Origin of the sequence: Kitasatospora sp. NBC_01300, assembly GCF_041435235.1 — a bacterium.
Lineage (GTDB): Bacteria > Actinomycetota > Actinomycetes > Streptomycetales > Streptomycetaceae > Kitasatospora.
Map to the genome: position 1 here is coordinate 675,650 of NZ_CP108408.1, position 21,613 is coordinate 697,262.

Consider the following 21,613-nt stretch of genomic DNA (forward strand, 5'->3'; position numbering starts at 1 on the left):
CACCCAGACAGAAAAACCGCATCCATGGGGGGTGAGGAGCCCGAAATGAGGGCCTCTTCTCGAATCCTGGCCGCCGCCGCGACGGCCGGTCTCACGCTTCTCGCCGGAACCACCGGCGTCCCGGTCGCGAACGCGTCGACCACCGGTACCGCACCGTTCACCGTCGAGGACTACTCGTATCCGGGCGCGGACCGAATACTGGCCGAGTCGGGCATCCGCCTGAAGTCCGGCAACGGCAACATCACTCTCACCACCTGCTCGTCCGGCGCCGGCCTCCTGCGGATCATGGCGCGCACCCGGGACGACATCTGCTTCCGGATGACCGGCGCGGTCGGCCGCCTCAGCCTCGAGGTGCCGCGGGTGCACGGCATCCAGAGCGACGGCGTGCGCGACGTGTCCGTCTCGATGTCCGTCGACGGCGCGACCACGTCGTTCAAGGTCGACAAGAACCTGTGGACAGCGGTCGGCGAGGCCGCCGACCCCCAGAGCCGCCCCCACACCCTGCTGGACATCACCGCCACCGGGCCGGGACCGGCCAACTCGGGGCCGTCGGACCGCCCCTACGTGGCCAACCTCGACATCGGAGGCCGCGGCTGCACCGGCACGCTGGTCGACCCGCGCTGGGTGCTCACCACCGCGAGCTGCTTCGCCGACAACCCCGCCCAGTCCCTCACCATCCCGGCGGGCGCCCCGAAGAAGAAGACCACCGCGACGATCGGCCGCGGGGACCTCAACGGCACCGGCGGCCACACCACCGACATCGTCGAGCTGGTGCCGCGCACCGACCGCGACCTGGTGATGGCCCGCCTGGACCTCCCCGCCTACGGCATCACCCCGGTTGCCGTGGCCTCCACCGCCCCGGTCCAGGGCGAGGAGCTGAAGGTCACCGGCTACGGCCGCACCCGGACGGAGTGGGTTCCGGCTGCTCCCCACACGGCGGCCTTCAGCGTCGGCGCCGTCGAGGCCACCGGCATCGACGTGACGGCCAAGGCTCCGGTCGACGCCACTGTCTGCCTGGGCGACGCCGGCGGGCCGGCCGTCCGCGAGGTGGGCGGCAAGGCCGAGGTCGTCGCCGTCACCAGCCGCTCCTGGCAGGGCGGTTGCCTCACCGCCACCGAGACGCGCACCGGCGCCTACGAGACGCGGGTGGACGACCTCGGACCGTGGATCACGGCGTTGCAGGGTCGGCGTTCCGCCGCCGCCTACGAGGCCGGCACCGGCCGTCTGCGATTCGCGGACTTCGACGGGGACGGCAAGCCCGACTACCTGACGGTCGAGGACAGCGGCGCCGTCAAGGTCTGGCTGAACCGCGGCGGCGACCAGGCCGGCGGTTGGCAGGGCATCGGTCAGGTCGCCATCGGCGTCACCAACGACCGCACCCGGGTCCGCTTCGCCGACTTCGACGGCGACGGCAAGGCCGACTACATCGTGATCAACCCCGACGGCTCCGTCAACGTCTGGCTCAACCGCGGCGGCGACCAGGCCAACGGTTGGCAGCCGATCGGGCGGGTCGCCGCGGGCGTCACCAACCGACAGGACCAGGTGCGCTTCGCCGACTTCGACGGCGACGGCCGCAGCGACTACCTGGTCATCGACGACAGCGGCGCCATCAAGGTCTGGCTGAACCGCGGCGGCGACCAGGCCGGCGGTTGGCAGGGCATCGGCCAGATCGCCACCGGCGTCACCAACGACCGCGCCCGGGCCCGCTTCGCCGACTTCGACGGCGACGGCAAGGCCGACTACATCGTGATCAACCCCGACGGCTCCGTCAACGTCTATCTCAACCGCGGCGGCGACCAGGCCGGCAGCACCGGCTGGGACTTCCTCGGCCGCGTCGCCACCGGTCTGACGACGGACAACAACTCCGTCTTCCTCACGGACTTCACCGGTGACGGCCGCGCCGACTACCTCTGGAACCCCGGCGACGGCACCACCAACGCGTACGCCAACAAGGGCGGCGACGGCCGCGGCGGCTGGGAGTTCCTCAGCCGGATCGCCAGCGGCGCCTGAGCCCGCGCCCCACCTCCCCGGGCCGTTCCGCCCCCACCGCCGCGCGGTGCCGGGCGAAACGGCCCGGGGCTTGACGGCAGCGGATTCACCATCCGCGCGGCCGGGCCCGCGCGACCGCCACGAGCAGCGGCCGCTCGGGCCCGGCCCGCGTTCCCCTGATCTCCCCAGAACTGGACACCCCGTGAAACGTGCCTCCCTGATCACCCTGGCGGCCCTCGCCGCCGCCCTGACCTCCGGCCCCGCCGTCGTTCCCGCAGCGGCCGTGCCCCAGGCGGCGGCCTCGGCTCCGGCGCCGACGGCTCCCCCCATCAAGGTCATGCCGCTCGGCGACTCGATCACCGACGGGGCCGGCAGCACCAGCGGAGCCGGCTACCGCGCGCCCCTGTGGGACCTGACCGCCCAGCAGTCCTCCTACACCGTCGACCTGGTCGGCACCAACAGCTCGGGCTCCGTCGCGGACCCCGACCACGAGGGACACAGCGGCTACCGGATCGCCCAGGTCCGCGCGGACATCGACCGCTGGCTGTCCGCCGCCGACCCCGACGTCGTTCTCCTGCACCTCGGCATCAACGACCTGAAGTGGGATCCGGCCGCCGACCCGGTGCAGTCCGCCCACCAGCTGTCCGAGCTGGTCGACCGCATCTTCGCCGACAAGCCGGGCGTGACCGTCGTCGTGCAGGGCCTGCTGACCGCGACCCCCGGCCTGGAGCAGAGGACCGCCCGGTTCAACCGCGAGTTCGCCGCCCTCCAGGAGCAGGGCCAGAGCACGGCCGGCGGGCCCGCCGGACGGCACCTCCGGTACGTGGACCCCGCGAACCTCGACGCCGCGACCGACCTCCCGGACCAGTTGCACCCCAACGACAACGGGTACCGCAAGATGGCGGAGGTCTTCCACCGGGCCCTCGACCAGGTCGTCGCCGACGGCTGGGCGTCCCACCCCACAGCCCCCCGTGCCGGTACCGAGGCGGGCGGCAGCGGGCGCGTGCGCTGGGCCGACTTCGACGGCGACGGCAAGCCCGACTACCTGACGGTCGAGGACAGCGGCGCCGTCAAGGTCTGGCTGAACCGCGGCGGCGATCCGGCCGGCGCCGGCGGCTGGCAGAGCGTCGGCCAGATCGCCACCGGCGTCACCAACGACCGCACCCGGGTCCGCTTCGCCGACTTCGACGGCGACGGCAAGGCCGACTACATCGTGATCAACCCCGACGGCTCCGTCAACGTCTGGCTCAACCGCGGCGGCGACCAGGCCGGCGGTTGGCAGCCGATCGGGCGGGTCGCCGCGGGCGTCACCAACCGACAGGACCAGGTCCGCTTCGCCGACTTCGACGGCGACGGCCGCAGCGACTACCTGGTCATCGAGGACAACGGCGCGGTCAAGGTCTGGCTGAACCGCGGCGGCGACCAGGCCGGCGCCGGCGGCTGGTACGGCATCGGCCAGATCGCCACCGGCGTCACCAACGACCGCACCCGGGTCCGGCTCGCCGACCTCGACGGCGACGGCAAGGCCGACTACCTCCTGATCAACCCCGACGGCTCCGTCAACGCCTGGCTCAACCGCGGCGGCGACCGCCACGGCGGCTGGCTCCCCATCGGCCGGATCGCCACCGGCGTGACGGATCGTCAGGAGCTGGTCACCTTCGTGGACTTCGACGGTGACACCCATGCCGACTACCTCCGGACGGAAACCGGTGGAGCCGTCACGGCCTACGCCTACCGAGGGGGCGACAGCGCCGGAGCCGGCGGGTGGGCCGGCCTCGGCCAGATCGCCGGCGGCGCCTGACCGGTCCGGGGCCTGCGGGAACGCCTCCGCCGCAGGCCCCGGCACCCCTGTACCGGCCGTGGCCACGACCTCGCCGTCCGGCTGCCCTGGGCGCAGCAGCCCGCGGACGCGCTGCTGCGCAAGGAACGCGTTTGGCCGCCCGACCCCGCCCTGCGGCTTCCCCCTGCCCGCCGTCGTCCCGTAGGGCCGTGCCCCGCGCCGCAGCCGCTCCGGCGGACCGCCACAATGGCGCCATGAGGATGATCCACACCCTGGCCGGCGCCCTGCTGCTCCTGCTCATCGTCGGCAGCATCCTGCGCACGCTGGTCGTCCCGCGCGGGCTGTACTCGGCGCTGGTCAGCCGGCTCTGGCGGGTGCTGCGGACCGTGCTCCGGCTCTACGCGACGCCGTTCCGCGGCTACCACGCGCAGGACCGGGCACTGACCTGGCTGGCACCGCTGATCCTGCTCGGCATGCTCGGGGTGTGGCTCAGCGGCATGCTGCTCGCCTACACCCTGCTGCTGCACGGCACGTCCGAGCTCAGCTGGTCGGTGGCCATCCGGGAGGCCGGGTCCAGCCTCTTCACCCTCGGCTACGCCAGCGGCGAGCGCCTGCAACTCTCGGCGATCGACTTCATGGCCGCCGCCAGCGGGCCGCTGGTGATCGCCCTCCAGATCGCCTACCTGCCCACCCTCTACGCCGCCTACCAGCGGCGGGAGACCGAGGTGACCCTGCTCCAGTCCCGGGCCGGCGAGCCCGCCTGGGGCCCGGAACTGCTGGCCCGGCAGTCCCTCGTCGACACCGAGACCGCCCTCCCCCAGCTCTACCGGGACTGGGAGCGGCTCGCCGCCGACATCGGCGAGAGCCACTCCAACTACCCGGTGCTGCTGTCCTTCCGCTCCCCGCAGCCGAACCGCAGCTGGGTGGTCGGCCTGATCGCGGTGCTCGACGCGGCCGCCCTCCACCTGGCGCTCTGCCCGCGCTCGGCCCCGCCCGAGGCCCGCCTGGTGCTGCGCGCGGGCTTCACCGCGCTGCGCGACATCGGCCGCTCCGTGCGGATCGACTTCGACCCGGACCCGGACCCGGACGTCCCGATCCGCCTGACCTACACCGAGTACATCGGCGCCGTCGCCATGATCACGTCCGCCGGTTTCCCCCACGAGCGCCCGGTCGACGAGGCCTGGCAGCACTTCCACGGCTGGCGCGTCAACTACGAGGCGCTGGCCTACGAACTCGCCCGCCGCGGCGACGCCGTCCCCGCCCTGTGGACCGGCCCGCGCGACTTCCACGCCCCCGTCATCCCCCCGGCCCGCCCCACCGACCGCCGCCCGGGCCCGACCGGCCCCTCCCTCCCCGCAGCCTGACCCGACGACCGCGTGGCACCGCACGGCCGTATGGCACTGCGCCCGAGCCGGATCGAACCATCAGAAGCGCCACCAGGACGGAGTTCACCGATTGACATCCTCCCTGCCCTAAAGGACGGGGATTCCTAGCTCACTTCGCCTGGCCGTCAGCGACGGGCAGGGCTTACAAGATCAGCACTAGCCGGGGCGAGACCAGCCCGGACGAGCATCACCCGAGCGGAGTTCTTGTCCCTGGGAGAGGAGACTCCGCACGCGGTGCACGTATACGTTCTCTCGGAAAGAGGAAGGCGGTGCTTGGCTCTCGCACCGCAGTGCGCGCAGTCCATGGTGGTGTGCGCGGGGTCGACCAGGTGCACGGACCTGCCGTGCTTGCGGCCCATCTCGATCAGGGCGCGCTTGGTCGCCCCGATCGCGGCGTCGGCGGCCTTCCCGGCCATGGTGGTCCTGGCGAGGAACTTCGGCCGGAAGTCCTCGACGGCTATCGCGTCGTGGTCGCGGACGACCTGCTTGGCCCACTTGCGGCCGGTGTCCTGCCGCTGCCGGGCCACCTTCCTGGAGACCTTCGCGGCCTGCCGCCGGGCCTCGCGGTAGCCCTTCGTCTGCGCCTTCCCCTTCGGGGCCCGGCGGCGCGCCATCTGCCGCTGGTACTTCGCCAGACGCCGGGCGGCCGTTTTGCCGTGCTCCGCATGCGGGAGGTCATGCGCGTCGGACGTGGTGGTGGCGGTCTCCCTCACGCCCCAGTCGATCCCGATGACCGCACCGGTCTGCGGCAGCGGCCGGACCTCGGCGGCCACGACGAACGAGGCGTACCAGTGCCCGGCCGCGTCCTGGTACACGCGCACACTCGACGGGACGCACGGCAGGTCACGCGACCACACCACCGTCAGTACGATGCCGCCCGCGAGGTGCAGCCGGCCCTCCTTGAGCCGGAACCCGCGCTGCGTGTAGTTCAGCGACGGCCGGGAGTCCTTGAGTTTCTTGTGCCGGGGCATCCCGGCGCGCTGCCTGACCGGCAGCTTCGCCTTGATGTCCTTGAGCGCCCTGGCGCGGGACCTGGCGAAGTCGCGGACGGTCTGCTGCTGCGGAACGGACGCGCCCTCGCGCAGCCAGCTCATCGACTGCCGGGCCCCGGTCAGCATCTTGTCGAGCTGTGCGGGGCCGCACGTGGTCTTCTCCGCGGCGGTCGCCTTGTTGTACTTGTGGACCTTGCGGGACATCGCCACGGATTCGTTCCACACCCAGCGGCACTTCCCCCACTCCGCTTCGAGCAGTGCCAGGGCGGTGGCCGACACGCGGAGCCGGTAGGTGTACCGGGCGTACCCGGCCTCACCGACCGTCGCCGTCGTCATCATGAGCCGCAACCTAACAGCCCCCACCGACAACAGAAGAAAACGCAGGTCAGAACAGATGCGCAGAGAACTCCGCCGCTTCACGGCTCCGGGCCGAGGACCCATTCCTCCCCGGCCTGAAGGCCGGAGCCTCCTGGGAGAAATCAGGTGACACCATCGCGAGTACCCGCGTGGTCGGCCGCCGTGCTGACGGCAGCGGGGTTGCTGTGTGGCTGCGGCAGCAGTGCGTCGGCCGGTGGCGGCCCCGCTGGTCCCGGGGCCGTGGTCTCCTCGCCGTCGCAGCAGGTGGACGCGCTCTCGCTCGCAGTGCTGCAGGACTTGGCGTCGGCGCTCGGGGAGCAGGGGCGCGGCGAGTTCAAGGACACCTTCGGCGCGCTGAAGCTGGACCCGGCGGCAGGCCGGGTCGTGCTGTTCGCGACGGACGAGCCGCGGGCCAGGGCGCTCGTCGCGGCCGCCGCCACGGCGCATCCCGGCGTCGAGACGGGACGCGCCGAGATCCGGCACGCGTCCTACGCGCGGGCGACCGTCGACCCTGCCCTCAAGCGGATCGGCGATGCGGCACAGGCCGATTCGCTGCCGTTCCCGGTCTATACGGCGGCACTGCTGCCGGACGCGTCGGGGATCACGGTCACCACCTCGCACGAAGGCGCAGCGTCGTCAGCGCTCAAGAAGGCCGTGGCCGAGCTCGCGGGTGCCGTCCCGGTGTCGTACGAGGAGGGCAAACCGGTCCGCAACCTGGACGCCACCGCTCAGATGGTGCCCCCGCCGTGAGCGGGCCCTGACTCGTCACGTCATGACCCGGGCGGGCTCGCTGCGGTGGTCCGCAGCGAGCCCGCCCGGGTGTCACAGCTACACCGCGACCGGTGTGCCCGTGGTCAGGGAGTGTTCGGCGCCGGCCAGGATTTCGACCACGCGCAGGCCGAACTCCGCGTCGCAGGGGTGTGGTTGGCCGGTGGCGGCCGAGGCCTGGAGGGCGTCCAGGGCGCGGTGCAGGGCGGCGGTCGGGCCCTCGCCGCGCTCGGGCAGGTGGGCGATGCCGTGCTCGCCGCGCAGTTCCAGGCCGACACCGCCGGCGCCGACCGGCGCGGTGAGGCTCAGTGCCAGGGTGCTGGAGGCGCCGTCGGCGTGCCGCAGCACCAGGTGGACGGTGTCCAGCGGGCCGGCCACCGCCGTGACCTGCGTCGCGTCGCCGAGCACCGGCAGCAGCACCGACAGCGCGTGCGGCCCGACGTCCCACAGCGCGCCCTTCTCCTCGCGCCACGGCGAGGCCGCGTACGGGCTGGTGCTGCCGGGGGCGAACACCGAGCCGAGCCAGTCCGAGCGGCCGGTGAACCAGCCGCCCAGGCCCGCCTGCTGCTCGATCCACGGGATCTGCTCCCCGCCGAAGCGGACGGTGAAGAAGACCACGGAGGCGACCTCGTGGGCCCGGACGGCCTCGGCCACGGCCTGCGCGTCCGGCACGGTCAGCGCGACGGGCTTGTCCAGCAGCAGGTGGCAGCCGGCCTGGGCGGCCCGTACCGCGAGGCCCGCCTGGACGGTCGGCGGCAGCGCGATCGAGACCGCGTCCACCTCGGCGAGCAGTTGGTCGAGGTCCGCGTAGCCGGGGACGCCGTACGTCCCGCCGAGGGCCGTGGCCGCCTCCGGCCGACGGGCCCAGACGCCGGTGAACTCCAGCCCGGGGTGCTCGGCGAGGACGGGTGCGTGCACCCGCTCCGCCCAGGGGCCGGCGCCCAGCAGTCCGATCCGCACGATGTCTCCGTTCCTCAGTGGTACGTGAAAGTGATACGTGAAAAAAGGTTCAGCTCTGCACGCGGGCCAGCGTGAAGCCGTCGTAGCCCTTGCTGCCGACCGTCTGCACCGAGGTCGCGGTGACCCTCGGCTCGGCGGCGATCAGGTCGTGCAGGGCCCGGGTGCCGACCACCGCCGGGTCGGTGCTGTCCGCGTCGGCGACGGCGCCGCCGCGCACCACGTTGTCGACGATGATCAGCGAGCCGGGCCTGGTCAGCTGGAGCGCCCGCCGGAAGTACTCGGGGTTGCTGGGCTTGTCCGCGTCGATGAAGACCAGGTCGAAGGGCTCCACGCCCTGCTCCACCAGCGCGGCCAGCGAGTCGGCGGCCCGGCCGAGCCGCACCTCGGCGAGCTTCTCCAGCCCTGCGCGCGCGATGTTCCCCTGGGCGACCTCGGCGTGCTTCGGGTCGATCTCCAGGGTGATCAGGGTGCCGTCCGCGGGCAGCGCCCGGGCGAGCCAGATCGCGCTGTACCCGCCGAGCGTGCCGACCTCCAGGATCCGCCGCGCGCCCTGGGTCAGCGCCAGCAGGTGCAGTAGCTTGCCCTGGTTGGGGGCGACGGCGATCTTCGGCAGCCCGGCCGCGTCGGCGGCGGCGGCCGCGGCCTCCAGCGCCGGGTCGTGCCCCACCAGCTGCTCGGAGAAGTACGCGTCCACGGCATCCCACGTCGACTGGGTCATCGGGCCCTCCAGTTGTGCATGATCGGCAGGTACCCGCCGATGCTACTCCGGGGGCCCGACTGCCCCTCCGTGCTCAGTAGCAGCGCCTCGTCACTCCGCTTACTGCGCTTACTCCGCGACGGGCGCCTTGGCGGCGGTCGCCGCGGCGGCCGCCTCCTCCGCCTCGATCTTGGCGTGGGTCTTGGCGGCCCGGCGCTTCATGAACCAGGCCGAGGCGCCGCCGACCAGCACCGCCGCGGCCAGGCCCGCCCAGGAGAAGCGGGACAGCCAGGGCTCGATGCTCTTGCCGACCTTGTAGACCAGCAGCGTCGTGCCGCCGGCCCAGACGATGCCGCCGAGCACGTTGGCGATCAGGAACTTCCAGTACGGCATCTTCAGCGCGCCGGCGAGCGGCCCGGCGAAGATGCGCAGCAGGGCGATGAAGCGGCCGAAGAAGACCGCCCACATGCCCCACTTCTGGAAGGAGCGTTCGGCGGTGGCCAGGTGGGACGGCCCGAAGTGCTTGGGGAACTTCCGTCCGAGCTTCTCGAACAGCGGCTTGCCGCCCTTGCGGCCGATCGAGTAGCCGATCGAGTCGCCGATGATCGCCCCGAGGATGGCGACCACCGCGATCCACTCCGGGCTCACCACACCCTTGACCGCCATCAGGGTGGCCGTGACCAGCGCGATCTCACCGGGCAGCGGGATGCCCAGCGACTCCAGTCCGATGATCAGGCCGACCAGGGCGTACACCGCTGTCGGTGGGACGCTCTCGATCCAGGCGTCGATGTGCAAGGCCAGTACCTCCGTGGCAGGTCGGAACCGGCGCGGCCCTCAGCGGTGCCGCACGCCGGTTCCGGCAGTTGTCCGATGGCGGCAACGCGGCCGCTTCCCCATAAGGGCAGCCTAACGTGCCGGGCGGCCTGTCCCCCCGGCCGATCACCCGTGGTTACGACGTGCGGTGGTGCCCCATGGTTCCCGCTTGACCAGCCGTTCTTCAAGATCCGGCAAAGCGAAGTGCGACCACGGACGGCCGCGCGTTCACCCGCCGCACGAGCGGCAGCAGGGCGCGGAGCAGGCCCCGCCCGCCCTCGGGGTACACCTCGCGCACGTCGGTCACCGCCGGGTGCGCGGTGGCCAGCTTGCCGCGCTCGTCCGCGTCCATGCCGAACGGCATCGGCGGGGCCTGGTAGTGCCGGGTCCGCAGCTTGCCCTGGACGCTCCGGGCGCTGACCCAGCGCGGCACCGCGTCCAGCACCATCGACCCGCCGGGGAACCGCTCGGCGCAGGCCGCGATCAGTGCCCGCACCTCCTCCGGCCGCAGGTACATCAGCAGGCCCTCGGCGCAGATCATCACCCCGCGGGCCGGATCCACCTCGTCCATCCAGCGCGGGTCGGTGACCGGGCAGGCGAGGATCCGGCGCCGCTCGTCCGGCGGCAGCAGCCGCTCCCGCAGCGCGGCCGTCTCCGGCAGGTCCACCGCCAGCCAGTCCGCCCGGCCGTTGTCGACCCGCCACGCCTGGGTCTCCAGGCCGTCCCCGAGGCCGACCACGGTGCCGCGCGGGCAGCGGGTCAGGAAGTCCGCCACCTCACGGTCGAAGCAGGCCGCCCGCAGCGCCTGCAACTGGCTGACCAGTGCGCCCTCCCCGAAGCGTTCCGCGAACGGGAAGTCGATCCGGTCGACCAGTTCGACCGCCTTCGGGTCCTCCAGCACCGTGTCCGGCCGACGCGCCTCCACCGCGCGGTGCCACAACGTCCACAAAGCCGTCTCCGGCACCTGCGCCAACTCCGGCCGCTCCCCGCCGCTCATCGCTCACTCCTTCGGATGTGCTCCGCGCCGGACCTGCTCCGCGCCGGACGTGTTCCGCGCTCGGCGTGCCCCACGCTCGACGTGCTCCACGATCGAGGTGCTCCACGCTCCGGCCCGAACCCGCCGATTCTGACACCCCGGACGCGGGGACGCTCGGGCCGCCGCGCCGCTCAGCCGATGCTGAACGCGCCGTCCGGCGGGGGCGGGGAGTCGGTGGCGTCGGCGTCCGTGACCGGGGCGGTGCGGCCGACCAGGGCGGCCAGGTCGGCGCCGTCGGTGAGGCGGGCCGGGAAGATGTCGCCGGCCAGCAGCCGGGTGAGCTCGGCGGCCGGGAGCGGGGCCGTCGAACCGGCGAGCAGGATGTTGCCGTACCGGCGGCCGCGCAGCACCGGGGCCTCGGCGACCAGGAAGGTGTACGGGAACACCGCGCCGACCGTCGCGGCCTGGGCCCGGGCGAAGGCCAGCGGCGGGCCGTCGGCCAGGTTCGCGGCGTAGCAGCCGCCGGGGCGCAGGGCGGCGGCGACCAGCCGCAGGAACTCCACCGAGGTGAGGTGGGCGGGGGTGCGCGAGCCGTGGAAGACGTCCGCGATCACCAGGTCCAGGCTGCCGGGCGGGGTCTCGACGAGGGCGGCGCGGGCGTCGCCGACGGTCGCGGTGATGTCCGCGCCGGGCCCCTGCCAGGGCAGGTGCTCGGCGACCAGGTCGAGCAGCGGCCCGTCCACCTCGACCACCCGCTGGCGCGAGCCGGGGCGGGTGGCGGCGAGGTAGCGGGGCAGGGTGAGCGCGCCGCCGCCGAGGTGCAGCACGTCCAGCGGCTGCCCGGCGGGGGCGAGGGCGTCGGCGAGGTGGCCGAGCCGCCGGGTGTACTCGAACTCCAGGTGGGTCGGGTCGGCGAGGTCGACGTAGGACTGCGGGGTGCCGTCCAGGGTGAGCAGCCAGCCGCCGTCCCGGTCGAGGTCCGGCATGAGCTTGGCGAAGCCGAGGTCGGTGTGGCGCCCGACCGGTACCGGCTCGTCGGTCACCGGCTCGTCCGTCACCGAATCGTCCGGTACCGGCTCGTCGGTCACGCGCTCTCCCCCACGGCCTGGGCGTCCACGGCCTGGGCGTCCACCGGACGGACGTCCCCCGGTCGGACGTCGAGGTAGGCGGCGAGCCAGCGGTCCAGTTCGGCGAAGGCCCGGGTGCGGGCGGCCTCGCCCGAGAGCACCAGGTCGTGCATGCCGCCCTCGATCCGGACGATGGTGACGTGCCGGCCCAGCCGCGGGCCCTGGTCGGCGATGTCGTCGGCGCGCAGCACGGCGTCCGCGTGGTGCAGCGCGTTGTGCCACTTGGTGGTCGTGATCGACCTGGTCGACGCCATCAGCAGTACCGGCACGTCGATCCCGAGCCCGTGCCGCAGCTGCCGGTGGCCCTGGTGGATGGCGGCCAGCCAGCCCGCGTACAGCGGGAAGCCCTCGGGGCGCTTGAGGGTGAGGTCGAAGTCCCACTCGCCCTCGTGGTCCTTGTGCAGGCTGTGCGTGTAGTGCGGGTTGAGCGTCGACGGCAGCACGCGGGTGGGCGCCAGCCGGCCGATCGCGGTGACGGCCGGGCCGCCGACGGTCCGCACGGCGGGCGCGGCCGGCATCGACAGGAACGGGCTGTTCAGGAACAGCCCCTCCACCAGGCCGCGCCCCGAGCGCCGCCCGGCCCACAGCGCGCCGATCAGCCCGCCGGTGGAGTGCCCGTTCAGCAGCAGCCGCCGGTGCCCGTCCACCTCGCGGATGATCCGCACCGCCTCGTCGATCTCCTCGTCGTACTCGGCGAGGTCGCGCACGAAGTTCGGCGACTGGTGCGGGCGCAGGGAGCGGCCGTACTTGCGCAGGTCCAGGGCGTAGAAGGAGAACCCGAGCGCGGCGAAGTGGTCGGCGAGGTTGGTCTGGAAGAAGTAGTCGTTGTACCCGTGGATGTACAGCACGGCCCGCTCCGCCCCCGGCACCAGTCGGCGCACCAGCGTCGCGCAGACCTCCCCCTCGGCGTCCGGCCGCAGCGTCAGCTCGGCCGTCTCGTAGGGGGCACCCAGGATGTCTTCCCGAAACTCCATCTGCGCCGCACCCGTCCTCGTGCTCGACCTGCCGTCCGTCGCAGGTGCTCTTGATCCAGGACCCCGACAATACCGGCCGGTAGCCCGGGGCCGCCCGTCGGGCACCGCTCTGCCGGGCACCGGTGTGACCCGGCCGTCCGCGCCTCCTGATCGCTCCCCGTGCGCCTGCTGTGCGCCGGTGGTCATGTGGAACGCTACCCGGACAGATCCAACTCCGGTTGTCACGCAGGCGAGTTGAGGAGAACACATGCCGCAGGCCGGCCACACCGATCCGTCGCTGTACCGTTCGGCCGCCGAGGCGATCGCCGCGCCACCGGAGACGCTGGCGTACGTCGCCGGGTTCGACCGGGCCGGGGAGCGGCCGGACGCGCTGCTCACCGTGGACACCGATCCGGCGTCGGCGAGCTACGGGAAGGTCCTCAACTTCGCCGAACTGCCGACGCTGGGCGATGAGTTGCACCACTTCGGCTGGAACGCCTGCTCCAGCGCGCTGGCGCACGCCTGCCACGAGAACCCCGAGCGGCGCTACCTCCTCCTCCCGGGCCTGCGCTCCTCGCGGCTGCACGTGATGGACACCCGGCCCGACCCGGTGCGGCCGCGCCTGGTCAAGACCGTCGAGGCGGCGGAACTCGCCGCCAAGGCCGGCTACTCGCGCCCGCACACCCTGCACTGCGGGCCGGACGGGGTGTTCCTGTCCTGCCTGGGCAGCGGGGACGGGAACGACGGGCCCGGCGGGGTGGCGCTGCTGGACCACACCACCTTCGAGGTGCTGCGCGCCTGGGAGACGGAGCGCGGGCCGCAGCACTTCGCGTACGACGTCTGGTGGCACCTGGGGACGAACGTCGGGGTGACCAGCGAGTGGGGCACGCCCTGGATGGTGGAGGGCGGGGTCGTCCCGGAGCTGCTGCTGGGCCGCAAGTACGGGCACGCGCTGCACTTCTGGGAGCTGGACTCGGGGCGGCACCTGCAACGCGTCGACCTCGGCGACCAGTACCAGATGGTACTGGAGCTGCGCCCGGCGCACGATCCGCAGGCCGAGTGGGGCTTCGCCGGGGTGGTGACCAACGTCGAGGACCTGTCCGCCTCGGTCTGGCTCTGGTACCGGGAGGGCCCGGCGTTCACCGCGCGCAAGGTGATCGAGATCCCCGCCGAGCCCGCCAAGACGGAGGACCTGCCGCCCGCGCTGCAACCGTTCGGCGCGGTGCCGCCGCTGATCACGGACATCAACCTGTCGGTGGACGACCGCTGGCTGTACGTGTCCGCGTGGGGCACCGGCGAGCTGTTCCAGTACGACGTGTCGGACCCGTTCCACCCCCGGCTCGCCGACTCGGTGCGGCTGGGCGGGGTCGTCGCCCGCACCCCGCACCCGGCCGCGCCGGGGCGCCCGCTGAGCGGCGCCCCGCAGATGGTCGAGATCAGCCGGGACGGGCGCCGGCTCTACCTCACCAACTCCCTCTACGGCGCCTGGGACGACCAGTTCTACCCGGACGGCATCGATCCGTGGATCATCAAGCTGGACGCCGACACCGAGGCGGGCGGGCTGAGCGTCGACGAGCGCTTCTTCCCGCACGGCGCCGACTTCCGGGGCCTGCGGGTGCACCAGACCCACCTCGCGGGCGGCGACGCCTCCTCGGACTCCTACTGCTACCGGTAGGACGTCCAGCGGCGGGGGCGTCCAGCGGCGGGGACGTCCAGCGGCAGGACGTCCGACTACCGGCAGGACTTGCGACTACCGGTAGGACGTACGGCTACCGGCAGGACGTACGGCTAGCGGCAGGCCGTACGGCTAGCGGGCGAGCGCCTGGTCGTAGCGGACCTGGGCCAGGGGCAGCCCGGCGGCGAGCAGTTCGGAGCGGACGGAGGCGACCATGCCGGCCGGGCCGCTGACGCAGGCGAGGTGCTCGCGCCAGTCCCCGGCGCCCGCGACGGCGTCGGCGAGCCGGCCTGCGGTGACCGGGGTGAGCGCCAACCAGGGCTTGTGCAGGCCGAGTTCGGAGAGCGCGGACCAGTCGTAGAGGTCGCTGCGGTCCCGGGCGCCCACGAACAGGTGGACGCGGCGGCCGCGCGGGCGCTGGGCGGCCTGCTGCTCGACGATGGCCTTCATCGGGGCCAGGCCGGTGCCGCCGGCGACCAGCAGCAGGTCGCGGGTGTCGTCCTCGGGCAGCAGGCCGCCGCGCGGCGGGCCGAGGCGCAGCCGTTCGCCGACGGCGGTGTGTTCGACGAGGGCCGCGCTGACCCCGTCCGGCCCGGTGCGCCGGACGTGGAACTCCAACTCGTTGTCGGTGCGCGGCGCGCAGCCCATCGAGTACTGCCGCCAGGTGTGCGGGAGCGCCGGGTGTTCGACCGTGCCGTACTGTCCGGCCCGGTACGGGTAGGGCTCGCCGGTGCGCACCCGCAGGACGGCGAGGTCGGGGCGGCGGCGCTCGTGGCCGGTCACCACGGCGTGCCAGTACGGGGGTTCGGTGAGCGCGGAGTCGGCGCCGGCCGTCATCGCCGCGACGGCGAAGCGCAGCATCCGGACCCAGGCCGCTTCCGTCTCCTCGGTCCACCGGGCGGCCGCCCGGTGCCGGATCGCCGTGCACAGGGCCTCCTCGAAGGCCTCGTAGTGGACCGGCCGGACGCCCAGTTTGCGGTGGTCGCGCCCGAGTTGGCGCAGGGTCGAGGCCAGTTCGGCCGGGTGGTGGAGGTGGTCCAGCAGGTGGCGGAGGATCCGCTCCAGGTGGGCCTGCTGGAACTCCATCGAGGCGGGGAAGAGCGGACGCAGGTAGGGGCGGCGGCGGAACATCACCGCGTAGAGGTGGTCGATCAATTCGGAGAGCGGTTCGAGCAGGTCGAGGTCGCGCCGGATCAGCCGTTGGTCGGCGGCGCCGTCGTAGCCGTCGTGGTCGCCCGGCCCGCCGGTGCCGGCGTACCCGCCGGAGCTGGCCGGATCGGGCGCGAACGGCGAGGCGGGGGTGAGGAGTTGGCGGCGGAGCCGCATCGCGTGGTGGCGGGCGATCAGCCGGTCGTACTCGGCGGTGGTGCCGCTGGTGGTGATTCCGCTGGTGGTGGTGTCCATGACCCGCCCAGTCAATCGCCGCCCGGTTACCGGCGAGAAGGGCCGATGGCCCCGATCGGACCCGGGACCATCGACCCCTTGACGGAAGGGCCCGGCGGAAGGGCCCGACGGGAAGGCCTGGAGGGAAGGCCCGACGGGAAGGCCCGGCGGGAAGGCCCGGCGGGAAGCCGGGCAGGGAGGCCCCGGGCCGCTACCGGGCGGGATCGGCCGGGATCGCCTCGGCGGGCTCGGGGTGGAACTCGGTGGCCGCCCAACTGGCCAGCAGGCGCAGGGATTCGGCGGAGCTGGAGCCGGGCTCGGCGTGGTAGGTGACGAGCATCTGGTCGACGTCCCCGGCCGGGCGCAGCGTCTCGTACTGGAGGTCGAGCCGGCCGACCACCGGGTGGTGCAGCCGCTTGGTGCCGTGGCCCTTGTCCTGGATGCTGTGGGCGGCCCAGAGGCGGCGGAAGTCGGCGCTCTTGAGGGAGAGTTCGCCGATCAGCGAGGCGAGCCTGGGGTCGTCCGGATCCCGTCCGGCGTCCAGCCGCAGCATGCCGACGACGTCGGTGGCCTTGCCGTCCCAGTCCTCGTAGAGCTCCTGGGAAGCCGGGTCGAGGAAGAGCTGCCAGGCCATGTTGCGCTGCTCGGGCGGCATCGCGGCGAAGTCGCCGAGCAGGGCGGTGCCGAGCCGGTTCCAGCCGATGATGTCCAGACGCCGGCCGAGGACGTACGCGGGCACGCACTCCATCGCGTCCAGGAGCTGCTGGAGCGCGGGCCGGACCCGCTGCGGGCGGGCGGCGGCCCGGCCGGGGCGGCGGCGGGCGGGCCTGGTGAGCCGGCCGAGGTGCTCGCGCTCCGCGGGGCTGAGCCGCAGCACGCGGGCGATGGCGTCCAGGACGGCGGCGGAGACGCTCTCGCCGTGGCCCTGTTCGAGCCGGGTGTAGTAGGCGGTGCTGACTCCGGCGAGCAGGGCCAGCTCCTCGCGGCGCAGGCCGGGCACCCGCCGCCGGGTGGTGCTGTCCGGCAGGCCCACGTCCTCGGGGCGCAGCCGGGCGCGGCGGGATCGGAGGAACTCGCTGAGTTCGGTGCGCTGGTCCATGCCTGCAGTATGCGGGGATCCGGGCGGCGGGGGCGGGGGGCAGGGTGATACTGCCGTGCGTACGTTCCGTGGTCGTACGTCCGGGGTCCCTACGCGTGCCGTACGTACGAAGAGCTCTGGTCTGGCTGGTCGCGCCGCACCGGAGCAGGCTGGAAGCATGACGAACTCGACGAACGCAACGACGACGAGCACCACCGAGGGCACCACCCGCACGGTCGCCGCCTACGCCGCGGCGCGGCCCGACTCCCCGCTGGAGAAGACCACCGTCACCCGCAGGGCGGTGGGCGAGCACGACATCGTGATCGACATCAAGTTCTGCGGCATCTGCCACTCCGACATCCACCAGGTCGGCGAGGACTGGGGCACCGGCATCTTCCCGATGGTCCCGGGCCACGAGATCGCCGGCGTGGTCACCGAGGTCGGCCCGGGCGTCACCCGCTGGCGGGCCGGCGACCGGGTCGGCGTCGGCTGCATCGTCGACTCCTGCCGGGAGTGCGACAACTGCCGGGCCGGCCTCGAGCAGTACTGCACCGGCGAGGGCGGCACCGTCTTCACCTACAACAGCGTCGGCCACGACGGCCGGCCGACCTACGGCGGCTACTCCTCGAAGCTGGTCGTCGACGAGGCGTACGCGCTGCGCATCCCCGACAACCTGCCGCTGGACGCCGCCGCGCCGCTGCTGTGCGCCGGCATCACGCTGTACTCTCCGCTCGCGCACTGGGGTACCGGGCCGGGCAAGAAGGTCGCGATCGTGGGCCTCGGCGGGCTCGGCCACATGGGCGTGAAGCTCGCCCACGCCATGGGCGCGGAGGTCACCGTGCTCAGCCAGTCGCTGCGCAAGCGCGAGGACGGGCTGAAGCTCGGCGCCGACCACTACCGGGCCACCTCCGACCCGGCCACCTTCACCGAGCTCGCGGGCACCTTCGACCTGATCGTCAACACGGTCTCCGCCGACCTCGACCTGAGCGCCTACCTCGGCCTGCTGCGCACCGACGGCACCATGGTGCAGGTCGGCGCGCCGGAGAAGCCGGTCACGGTGAACGCGCACGCGCTGCTCTCCGGCCGCCGTTCGCTGGCCGGTTCGATGATCGGCGGGCTGCCGGCCACCCAGGAGATGCTGGACTTCTGCGGCGAGCACGGCATCACCGCGGAGATCGAGCTGATCCGTGCCGAGCAGGTCAACGAGGCCTACCAGCGGGTGCTGGCCGGCGACGTCCGGTTCCGCTTCGTGATCGACGCCGCGACGATCTGACCGTCACGGCCCGACCGGCACGATCCGGGCGTCACGGCCTGACCCCGCACTCCCCCGTACCCCGACGCCCCGCCCTCTGGTGCTCTCCCATCACCAGGGGGCGGGCGCCGTCGGGGCGCGCGGCGTCGCGGGTCAGACCCCGGCCGGGTCGGCCCCGGCCCCGGCCGTGCCCGCTCGGGACGACCGGCGTTCCTGGCGCCGGTCCTCCCGCCGCTGCCGCCCCCGGCGCAGCGGCTGATCGGGCAGCCAGCCGAAGGTGAGGCAGGCGCCCACCAGTCCGAGCAGCATCCCGATCACGAAGCCGCCCAGGTTGGAGGTGAGCCAGCTCGCCAGCGCGGCGAGCACGGCGAGGATGGAGTAGAACAGCCGCTGGGCCGGGTTGAACAGGATCAGCAGGCCGCACAGCACCATCACCGCCGGCACCAGGTAGCCCGCCAGCCCCTGCATCCCGATGTGCAGGACGACGGGCAGCGGGGCACGCAGGGTGAACAGGATCTCGGCGCCGCCGAACAGCACCAGCAGCCCGCCCCAGAACGGCCGCTGGCCCCGCCAGTCGCGTTTGACCGGTCGGGTGGTGGCGGGAGCGGGGGCGGGAGCCGTCCCCACGGCCCCCTCCGCGACGCCCTCGCCGGAACCGGCCGGCTCCGGTACGGACTCCGTCATGGTCAGCAGCCCTGGGAGCTGAAGCTCAGCCGCAGGTTGGGCAGTTTGAACCCGACGGCGGTGCTCGCGTAGTTGTGCTGCTTGAGGTGCGTCAGCACGACGGTGTCGGCCTGCTGCCCGAAGACGCCCGGGTTGCCCTTGCCCGCGTTGCCGGCCTTGGTGTACGTGCTGGCGTCGCCGCCGATCTCGATGTTGGTGAACGCCGCGTCACCGGACAGCATGTCGGAGTCGGTGGTGAGGTCGGTGGCGGAGACGGGGGTGCCCGCGTCGCCGGCGTGGATCACCAGGTTGACGCCACCGAGGTCCACGCTCTGGCACAGGTTGGTGATCTCTGCCTTCTTGATCGCCGAGACCGCGACCAGCACCTGACCGCCGGTGGAGCCCTGGTTGGGGCTGTCGGGGATCATCGAGTCCAGGCTGCCGAACTGGGCGAAGCCCTTGCCGTCGAGCTTGTCCGCGGTGATCGTGAACGGCATGCCGCTGATGGAGAACTGGGCGGCGAGTACGCCCTGGGCGGTGAGGGCCATCAGGACGGCGCCCGCCGCGACGGCCGGAACGGCCATCCAGGCGCTGCGCTTGAGCCGTACCCGCCCTCTCCTGGTGCCGGTCGGCGTCTCCGGGGTCTCGGCCGCGGCGGCGGCGTCCTCGGACATGGCCATGTGTGCTCCCTGTTGGGTGGGTGGGATGTGCAGGCACTGGCACGGTGCCCTGGCGCGGACAGCGTTCCACGGCCCGACCGGGCCGCCCGCCCCTCGGCAGCGGGGCGGGCACGGTCAGGCCGCGCTTTGAGTAACTGGGAAGCTACTGCCCGGTAGTGGCCGGGTCAATACAGGTGCACGAAGGATCTTCACCGATCGGCAACCCGAGCCGCACGGCCGCCTGCGCCGGGCCGAGGAAGGGTGCGAGACAGAACATACTCAACACCGGCAGGAGTTCCGGAAGTTGGACAGTCCGGCCGGAGTCGATCCACCGGTGGAGCGCGCTGTAGACCCCGCCCACCACGGCATCCACCAGCTCCACGACCCGGACACCGCCCAGTGGTTGGGGCACCTCGGCGAAGAACGCCCGGAACCGGGTGAGGAGTTGGTCCCGCTCTCGGCGGCCGGCCGGCCCGACCGCCTCGATCTCGATCACCGCCATGGTCGCGAAGGCCGGTGTCCCCGCCAGCAGATGGAGCATCGCGCCGAGCGCCTGCCGGATCCCGGCACACCAGTCGGACTCCGCCGCGAAGGCCGCCGCCATCCGCCGGACCACCACCCCGGTGCCGTGCCGGTGCGCGGCCAGGAAGGCGTCCTCCTTGCCGCTGAACAGCTCGTAGAAGACCGGCCTGGTCACCCCGGCCGCGCGGCAGATGTCGCTGACCGTGGCGTGCTGGTAGCCGCGCGCGGCCACCGTCTGGACCAGCCCGTCGAGCAGCCGCTCGCGCTGGGTCGCGGCCACCACGCCCGGGGGCAGCCGGCTCGGGCCGCGCTTGATGGACCGGGCCGGATCACGACCGGCCCGCGCGCCCGGCAGCAGGATCACGTCGGCACTTCGGAGGTGTTTCCGTTCCATCACCAACTCCTGTTACCCGTATTGACATTGACGCAACATTGGGTTTACAACACTGACAGGTTTCCAACCGGTGGGCGACCCTGTCACCACCGGACGACCTCCAGGGGCTCCGGCGGCCCCGGGCGAGCAGCCCGGGCCACGGGACCACGAGCGGACGCAGGCCCGCGGCGGTGGCAGCCGCCGACGTGCACTCCTGCACTCGCAGCGCACGTCCGCACCTTCACACCGCTGTGCCGTACGAGCGGGCCCGTGGCGCCGGGCCCGCCGCACCACGGCCCCGCGAAGCCCCCGGCACGCCACGCCCACGCACCTCCCCCGCCGTGCACGCCACCACACCCGCACCGGCGGGCCACCCCCACCCGTCTCCGTACGGAGAGAGGTCACCCTCATGCGCTTTCGCCGCACGCTCGGTACCGCGGCCCTCGCCGCCCTCGCCTTCACCTGCGCCGCCGTCGCACCCGCCCAGGCCGACGGCTCCGCGGTGCTGACCACCGGCAGCAGCAGCGGCCCGGACGTCGCCGTCGGCGACGTCCTCACCGCCAGTCTGGTCTCGGGCACCACCGCCACCTTCTACAGCAGCGCCAGCGGAACGAGCGGCATCAGCTGTGCCAACTCGGCCTTCTCCGCCACCGTGACGGCCAACCCGGCCGCCCCCGGCAGCGCGGTCGAGCAGCTCAACACCCAGACCTTCGGCTCCTGCTCCTCCAACGTCCTCGGCGTCACCGGCGTCAAGAGCATCACCGTCAACAACCTGCCGTTCACCAACACCGTCGGCGACGGCCCCGGCAACCCGGTCGCCCTCACCCCCGGCGCGGCCGGCGCGATGAAGACCACGGTGGTGCTCAACACCATCCTCGGCAGCATCAACTGCGTCTACCAGACCACCACCGGGATCAACGGCACCACCTCGAACACCGGCAACACCATCGGCTTCTCCTCCCAGCCGTTCAACCTGGTCTCCGGCTCGGGCCTGTGCTTCTCAACCGGCTGGTTCAGCGCCACCTACGGCCCGGTCACCGACACCTCGGTGGCGGGCAGCCCGCTCATCTTCGTCAACTGACGACCCGAGGGGCCTTCACCGACTGACGTCGGGTCGGACCTCGTCGACTGACGGACGGGGCCGGCGGGAACAGACGGGCGGCGTACGGCGACCGTGGTCGCCGTACGCCGCTCCGGCGCGCCCGCACGCC

Annotated in this window: 19 protein-coding genes; 7 read left to right on the top strand and 12 right to left on the bottom strand. The window is 73.0% G+C overall.

The features are described from left to right. The first annotated feature begins 45 nt into the window (after positions 1 to 45). The 3 genes from OG556_RS02995 (at position 46) to OG556_RS03005 (ending at position 5,133) form a co-directional block, all read left to right on the top strand. Entirely contained in the window at positions 46 to 2,010 is a 1,965-nt protein-coding gene (locus OG556_RS02995; protein WP_371515711.1) for an FG-GAP-like repeat-containing protein, read from the top strand. A gap of 181 nt (positions 2,011 to 2,191) precedes the next feature. After that, positions 2,192 to 3,790: an FG-GAP-like repeat-containing protein gene (locus tag OG556_RS03000; protein WP_371515712.1), complete on the top strand. Its 1,599-nt coding sequence runs from the start codon at positions 2,192 to 2,194 to the stop codon at positions 3,788 to 3,790. A gap of 233 nt (positions 3,791 to 4,023) precedes the next feature. Further along, positions 4,024 to 5,133 (top strand): hypothetical protein, encoded by a 1,110-nt coding sequence (locus OG556_RS03005; protein WP_371515713.1) that lies wholly within the window; start codon positions 4,024 to 4,026, stop codon positions 5,131 to 5,133. 146 nt (positions 5,134 to 5,279) lie between these two features. On the opposite strand, the gene OG556_RS03010 is transcribed toward OG556_RS03005, so the two are convergent. Further along, positions 5,280 to 6,485 carry an RNA-guided endonuclease InsQ/TnpB family protein gene (locus tag OG556_RS03010; protein ID WP_371515714.1) on the bottom strand — a complete coding sequence of 402 codons (1,206 nt, stop codon included), beginning with the start codon at positions 6,483 to 6,485 and terminating at the stop codon, positions 5,280 to 5,282. A 258-nt stretch (positions 6,486 to 6,743) separates the two neighbouring features. On the opposite strand from OG556_RS03010, the gene OG556_RS03015 reads away from it, so the two are divergent. Continuing rightward, the gene (locus tag OG556_RS03015; RefSeq protein ID WP_371515715.1) at positions 6,744 to 7,253 is read left to right on the top strand and encodes a hypothetical protein; all 510 of its coding nucleotides are present in this window, start codon (positions 6,744 to 6,746) and stop codon (positions 7,251 to 7,253) included. 78 nt (positions 7,254 to 7,331) lie between these two features. Here OG556_RS03015 and OG556_RS03020 read toward each other — a convergent pair whose 3' ends face one another. The 6 genes from OG556_RS03020 to OG556_RS03045 form a co-directional block, all read right to left on the bottom strand. Beyond that, positions 7,332 to 8,231: a Gfo/Idh/MocA family protein gene (locus OG556_RS03020; RefSeq protein WP_371515716.1), complete on the bottom strand. Its 900-nt coding sequence runs from the start codon at positions 8,229 to 8,231 to the stop codon at positions 7,332 to 7,334. 49 nt (positions 8,232 to 8,280) lie between these two features. Continuing rightward, positions 8,281 to 8,949: an O-methyltransferase gene (locus tag OG556_RS03025; RefSeq protein ID WP_371515717.1), complete on the bottom strand. Its 669-nt coding sequence runs from the start codon at positions 8,947 to 8,949 to the stop codon at positions 8,281 to 8,283. A 108-nt stretch (positions 8,950 to 9,057) separates the two neighbouring features. Further along, a complete protein-coding gene (locus OG556_RS03030; RefSeq protein WP_363373283.1) occupies positions 9,058 to 9,723 on the bottom strand; it encodes a DedA family protein in 666 nt (221 codons plus the stop codon). A 202-nt stretch (positions 9,724 to 9,925) separates the two neighbouring features. Beyond that, positions 9,926 to 10,738, bottom strand: coding sequence for a class I SAM-dependent methyltransferase (locus tag OG556_RS03035; protein ID WP_371515718.1), 813 nt, complete (start codon positions 10,736 to 10,738; stop codon positions 9,926 to 9,928). A 170-nt stretch (positions 10,739 to 10,908) separates the two neighbouring features. Further along, positions 10,909 to 11,703, bottom strand: a complete 795-nt coding sequence (locus OG556_RS03040; RefSeq protein ID WP_371522539.1) for a spermidine synthase — start codon at positions 11,701 to 11,703, stop codon at positions 10,909 to 10,911. A 98-nt stretch (positions 11,704 to 11,801) separates the two neighbouring features. After that, entirely contained in the window at positions 11,802 to 12,818 is a 1,017-nt protein-coding gene (locus tag OG556_RS03045) for an alpha/beta hydrolase (protein ID WP_371515719.1), read from the bottom strand. Between the two features lie 247 nt (positions 12,819 to 13,065). On the opposite strand from OG556_RS03045, the gene OG556_RS03050 reads away from it, so the two are divergent. Beyond that, positions 13,066 to 14,472, top strand: a complete 1,407-nt coding sequence (locus OG556_RS03050; protein ID WP_371515720.1) for a selenium-binding protein SBP56-related protein — start codon at positions 13,066 to 13,068, stop codon at positions 14,470 to 14,472. Positions 14,473 to 14,604: 132 nt separating this feature from the next. Here the strand turns inward: OG556_RS03050 and OG556_RS03055 are convergent, their stop codons facing one another. Both OG556_RS03055 and OG556_RS03060 read right to left on the bottom strand, forming a co-directional pair. Then, positions 14,605 to 15,876 (bottom strand): globin domain-containing protein, encoded by a 1,272-nt coding sequence (locus tag OG556_RS03055; RefSeq protein ID WP_371515721.1) that lies wholly within the window; start codon positions 15,874 to 15,876, stop codon positions 14,605 to 14,607. Positions 15,877 to 16,066: 190 nt separating this feature from the next. Continuing rightward, on the bottom strand, positions 16,067 to 16,954 hold the full coding sequence (locus OG556_RS03060; RefSeq protein WP_371515722.1) for a helix-turn-helix domain-containing protein: 888 nt from the start codon (positions 16,952 to 16,954) through the stop codon (positions 16,067 to 16,069). Positions 16,955 to 17,111: 157 nt separating this feature from the next. Here OG556_RS03060 and OG556_RS03065 point away from each other — a divergent pair, with 157 nt between their 5' ends. Next, on the top strand, positions 17,112 to 18,206 hold the full coding sequence (locus OG556_RS03065) for an NAD(P)-dependent alcohol dehydrogenase (protein ID WP_371515723.1): 1,095 nt from the start codon (positions 17,112 to 17,114) through the stop codon (positions 18,204 to 18,206). A 132-nt stretch (positions 18,207 to 18,338) separates the two neighbouring features. Here the strand turns inward: OG556_RS03065 and OG556_RS03070 are convergent, their stop codons facing one another. From OG556_RS03070 to OG556_RS03080, 3 genes are all read right to left on the bottom strand, one after another. Beyond that, positions 18,339 to 18,869, bottom strand: a complete 531-nt coding sequence (locus OG556_RS03070; protein WP_371515724.1) for a DUF6114 domain-containing protein — start codon at positions 18,867 to 18,869, stop codon at positions 18,339 to 18,341. A gap of 2 nt (positions 18,870 to 18,871) precedes the next feature. Further along, a complete protein-coding gene (locus OG556_RS03075) occupies positions 18,872 to 19,528 on the bottom strand; it encodes a DUF6230 family protein (RefSeq protein WP_371515725.1) in 657 nt (218 codons plus the stop codon). Between the two features lie 142 nt (positions 19,529 to 19,670). After that, positions 19,671 to 20,423, bottom strand: coding sequence for a TetR/AcrR family transcriptional regulator (locus OG556_RS03080; RefSeq protein WP_371515726.1), 753 nt, complete (start codon positions 20,421 to 20,423; stop codon positions 19,671 to 19,673). Between the two features lie 388 nt (positions 20,424 to 20,811). Here OG556_RS03080 and OG556_RS03085 point away from each other — a divergent pair, with 388 nt between their 5' ends. Next, the gene (locus OG556_RS03085; protein ID WP_371515727.1) at positions 20,812 to 21,483 is read left to right on the top strand and encodes a Tat pathway signal sequence domain protein; all 672 of its coding nucleotides are present in this window, start codon (positions 20,812 to 20,814) and stop codon (positions 21,481 to 21,483) included. Positions 21,484 to 21,613: the final 130 nt, after the last annotated feature.

Bases quoted from the DNA above. Each gene is read 5' to 3' on its own strand.
- OG556_RS03070 (WP_371515724.1), bottom strand. From the start codon at position 18,869: ATGACGGAGTCCGTACCGGAGCCGGCCGGTTCCGGCGAGGGCGTCGCG.
- OG556_RS03025 (WP_371515717.1), bottom strand. From the start codon at position 8,949: ATGACCCAGTCGACGTGGGATGCCGTGGACGCGTACTTCTCCGAGCAG.
- OG556_RS03055 (WP_371515721.1), bottom strand. From the start codon at position 15,876: ATGGACACCACCACCAGCGGAATCACCACCAGCGGCACCACCGCCGAG.
- OG556_RS03010 (WP_371515714.1), bottom strand. From the start codon at position 6,485: ATGATGACGACGGCGACGGTCGGTGAGGCCGGGTACGCCCGGTACACC.
- OG556_RS03035 (WP_371515718.1), bottom strand. From the start codon at position 10,738: ATGAGCGGCGGGGAGCGGCCGGAGTTGGCGCAGGTGCCGGAGACGGCT.
- OG556_RS03065 (WP_371515723.1), top strand. From the start codon at position 17,112: ATGACGAACTCGACGAACGCAACGACGACGAGCACCACCGAGGGCACC.
- OG556_RS02995 (WP_371515711.1), top strand. From the start codon at position 46: ATGAGGGCCTCTTCTCGAATCCTGGCCGCCGCCGCGACGGCCGGTCTC.
- OG556_RS03075 (WP_371515725.1), bottom strand. From the start codon at position 19,528: ATGGCCATGTCCGAGGACGCCGCCGCCGCGGCCGAGACCCCGGAGACG.
- OG556_RS03045 (WP_371515719.1), bottom strand. From the start codon at position 12,818: ATGGAGTTTCGGGAAGACATCCTGGGTGCCCCCTACGAGACGGCCGAG.
- OG556_RS03040 (WP_371522539.1), bottom strand. From the start codon at position 11,703: ATGCCGGACCTCGACCGGGACGGCGGCTGGCTGCTCACCCTGGACGGC.
- OG556_RS03080 (WP_371515726.1), bottom strand. From the start codon at position 20,423: ATGGAACGGAAACACCTCCGAAGTGCCGACGTGATCCTGCTGCCGGGC.
- OG556_RS03005 (WP_371515713.1), top strand. From the start codon at position 4,024: ATGAGGATGATCCACACCCTGGCCGGCGCCCTGCTGCTCCTGCTCATC.
- OG556_RS03060 (WP_371515722.1), bottom strand. From the start codon at position 16,954: ATGGACCAGCGCACCGAACTCAGCGAGTTCCTCCGATCCCGCCGCGCC.
- OG556_RS03050 (WP_371515720.1), top strand. From the start codon at position 13,066: ATGCCGCAGGCCGGCCACACCGATCCGTCGCTGTACCGTTCGGCCGCC.
- OG556_RS03085 (WP_371515727.1), top strand. From the start codon at position 20,812: ATGCGCTTTCGCCGCACGCTCGGTACCGCGGCCCTCGCCGCCCTCGCC.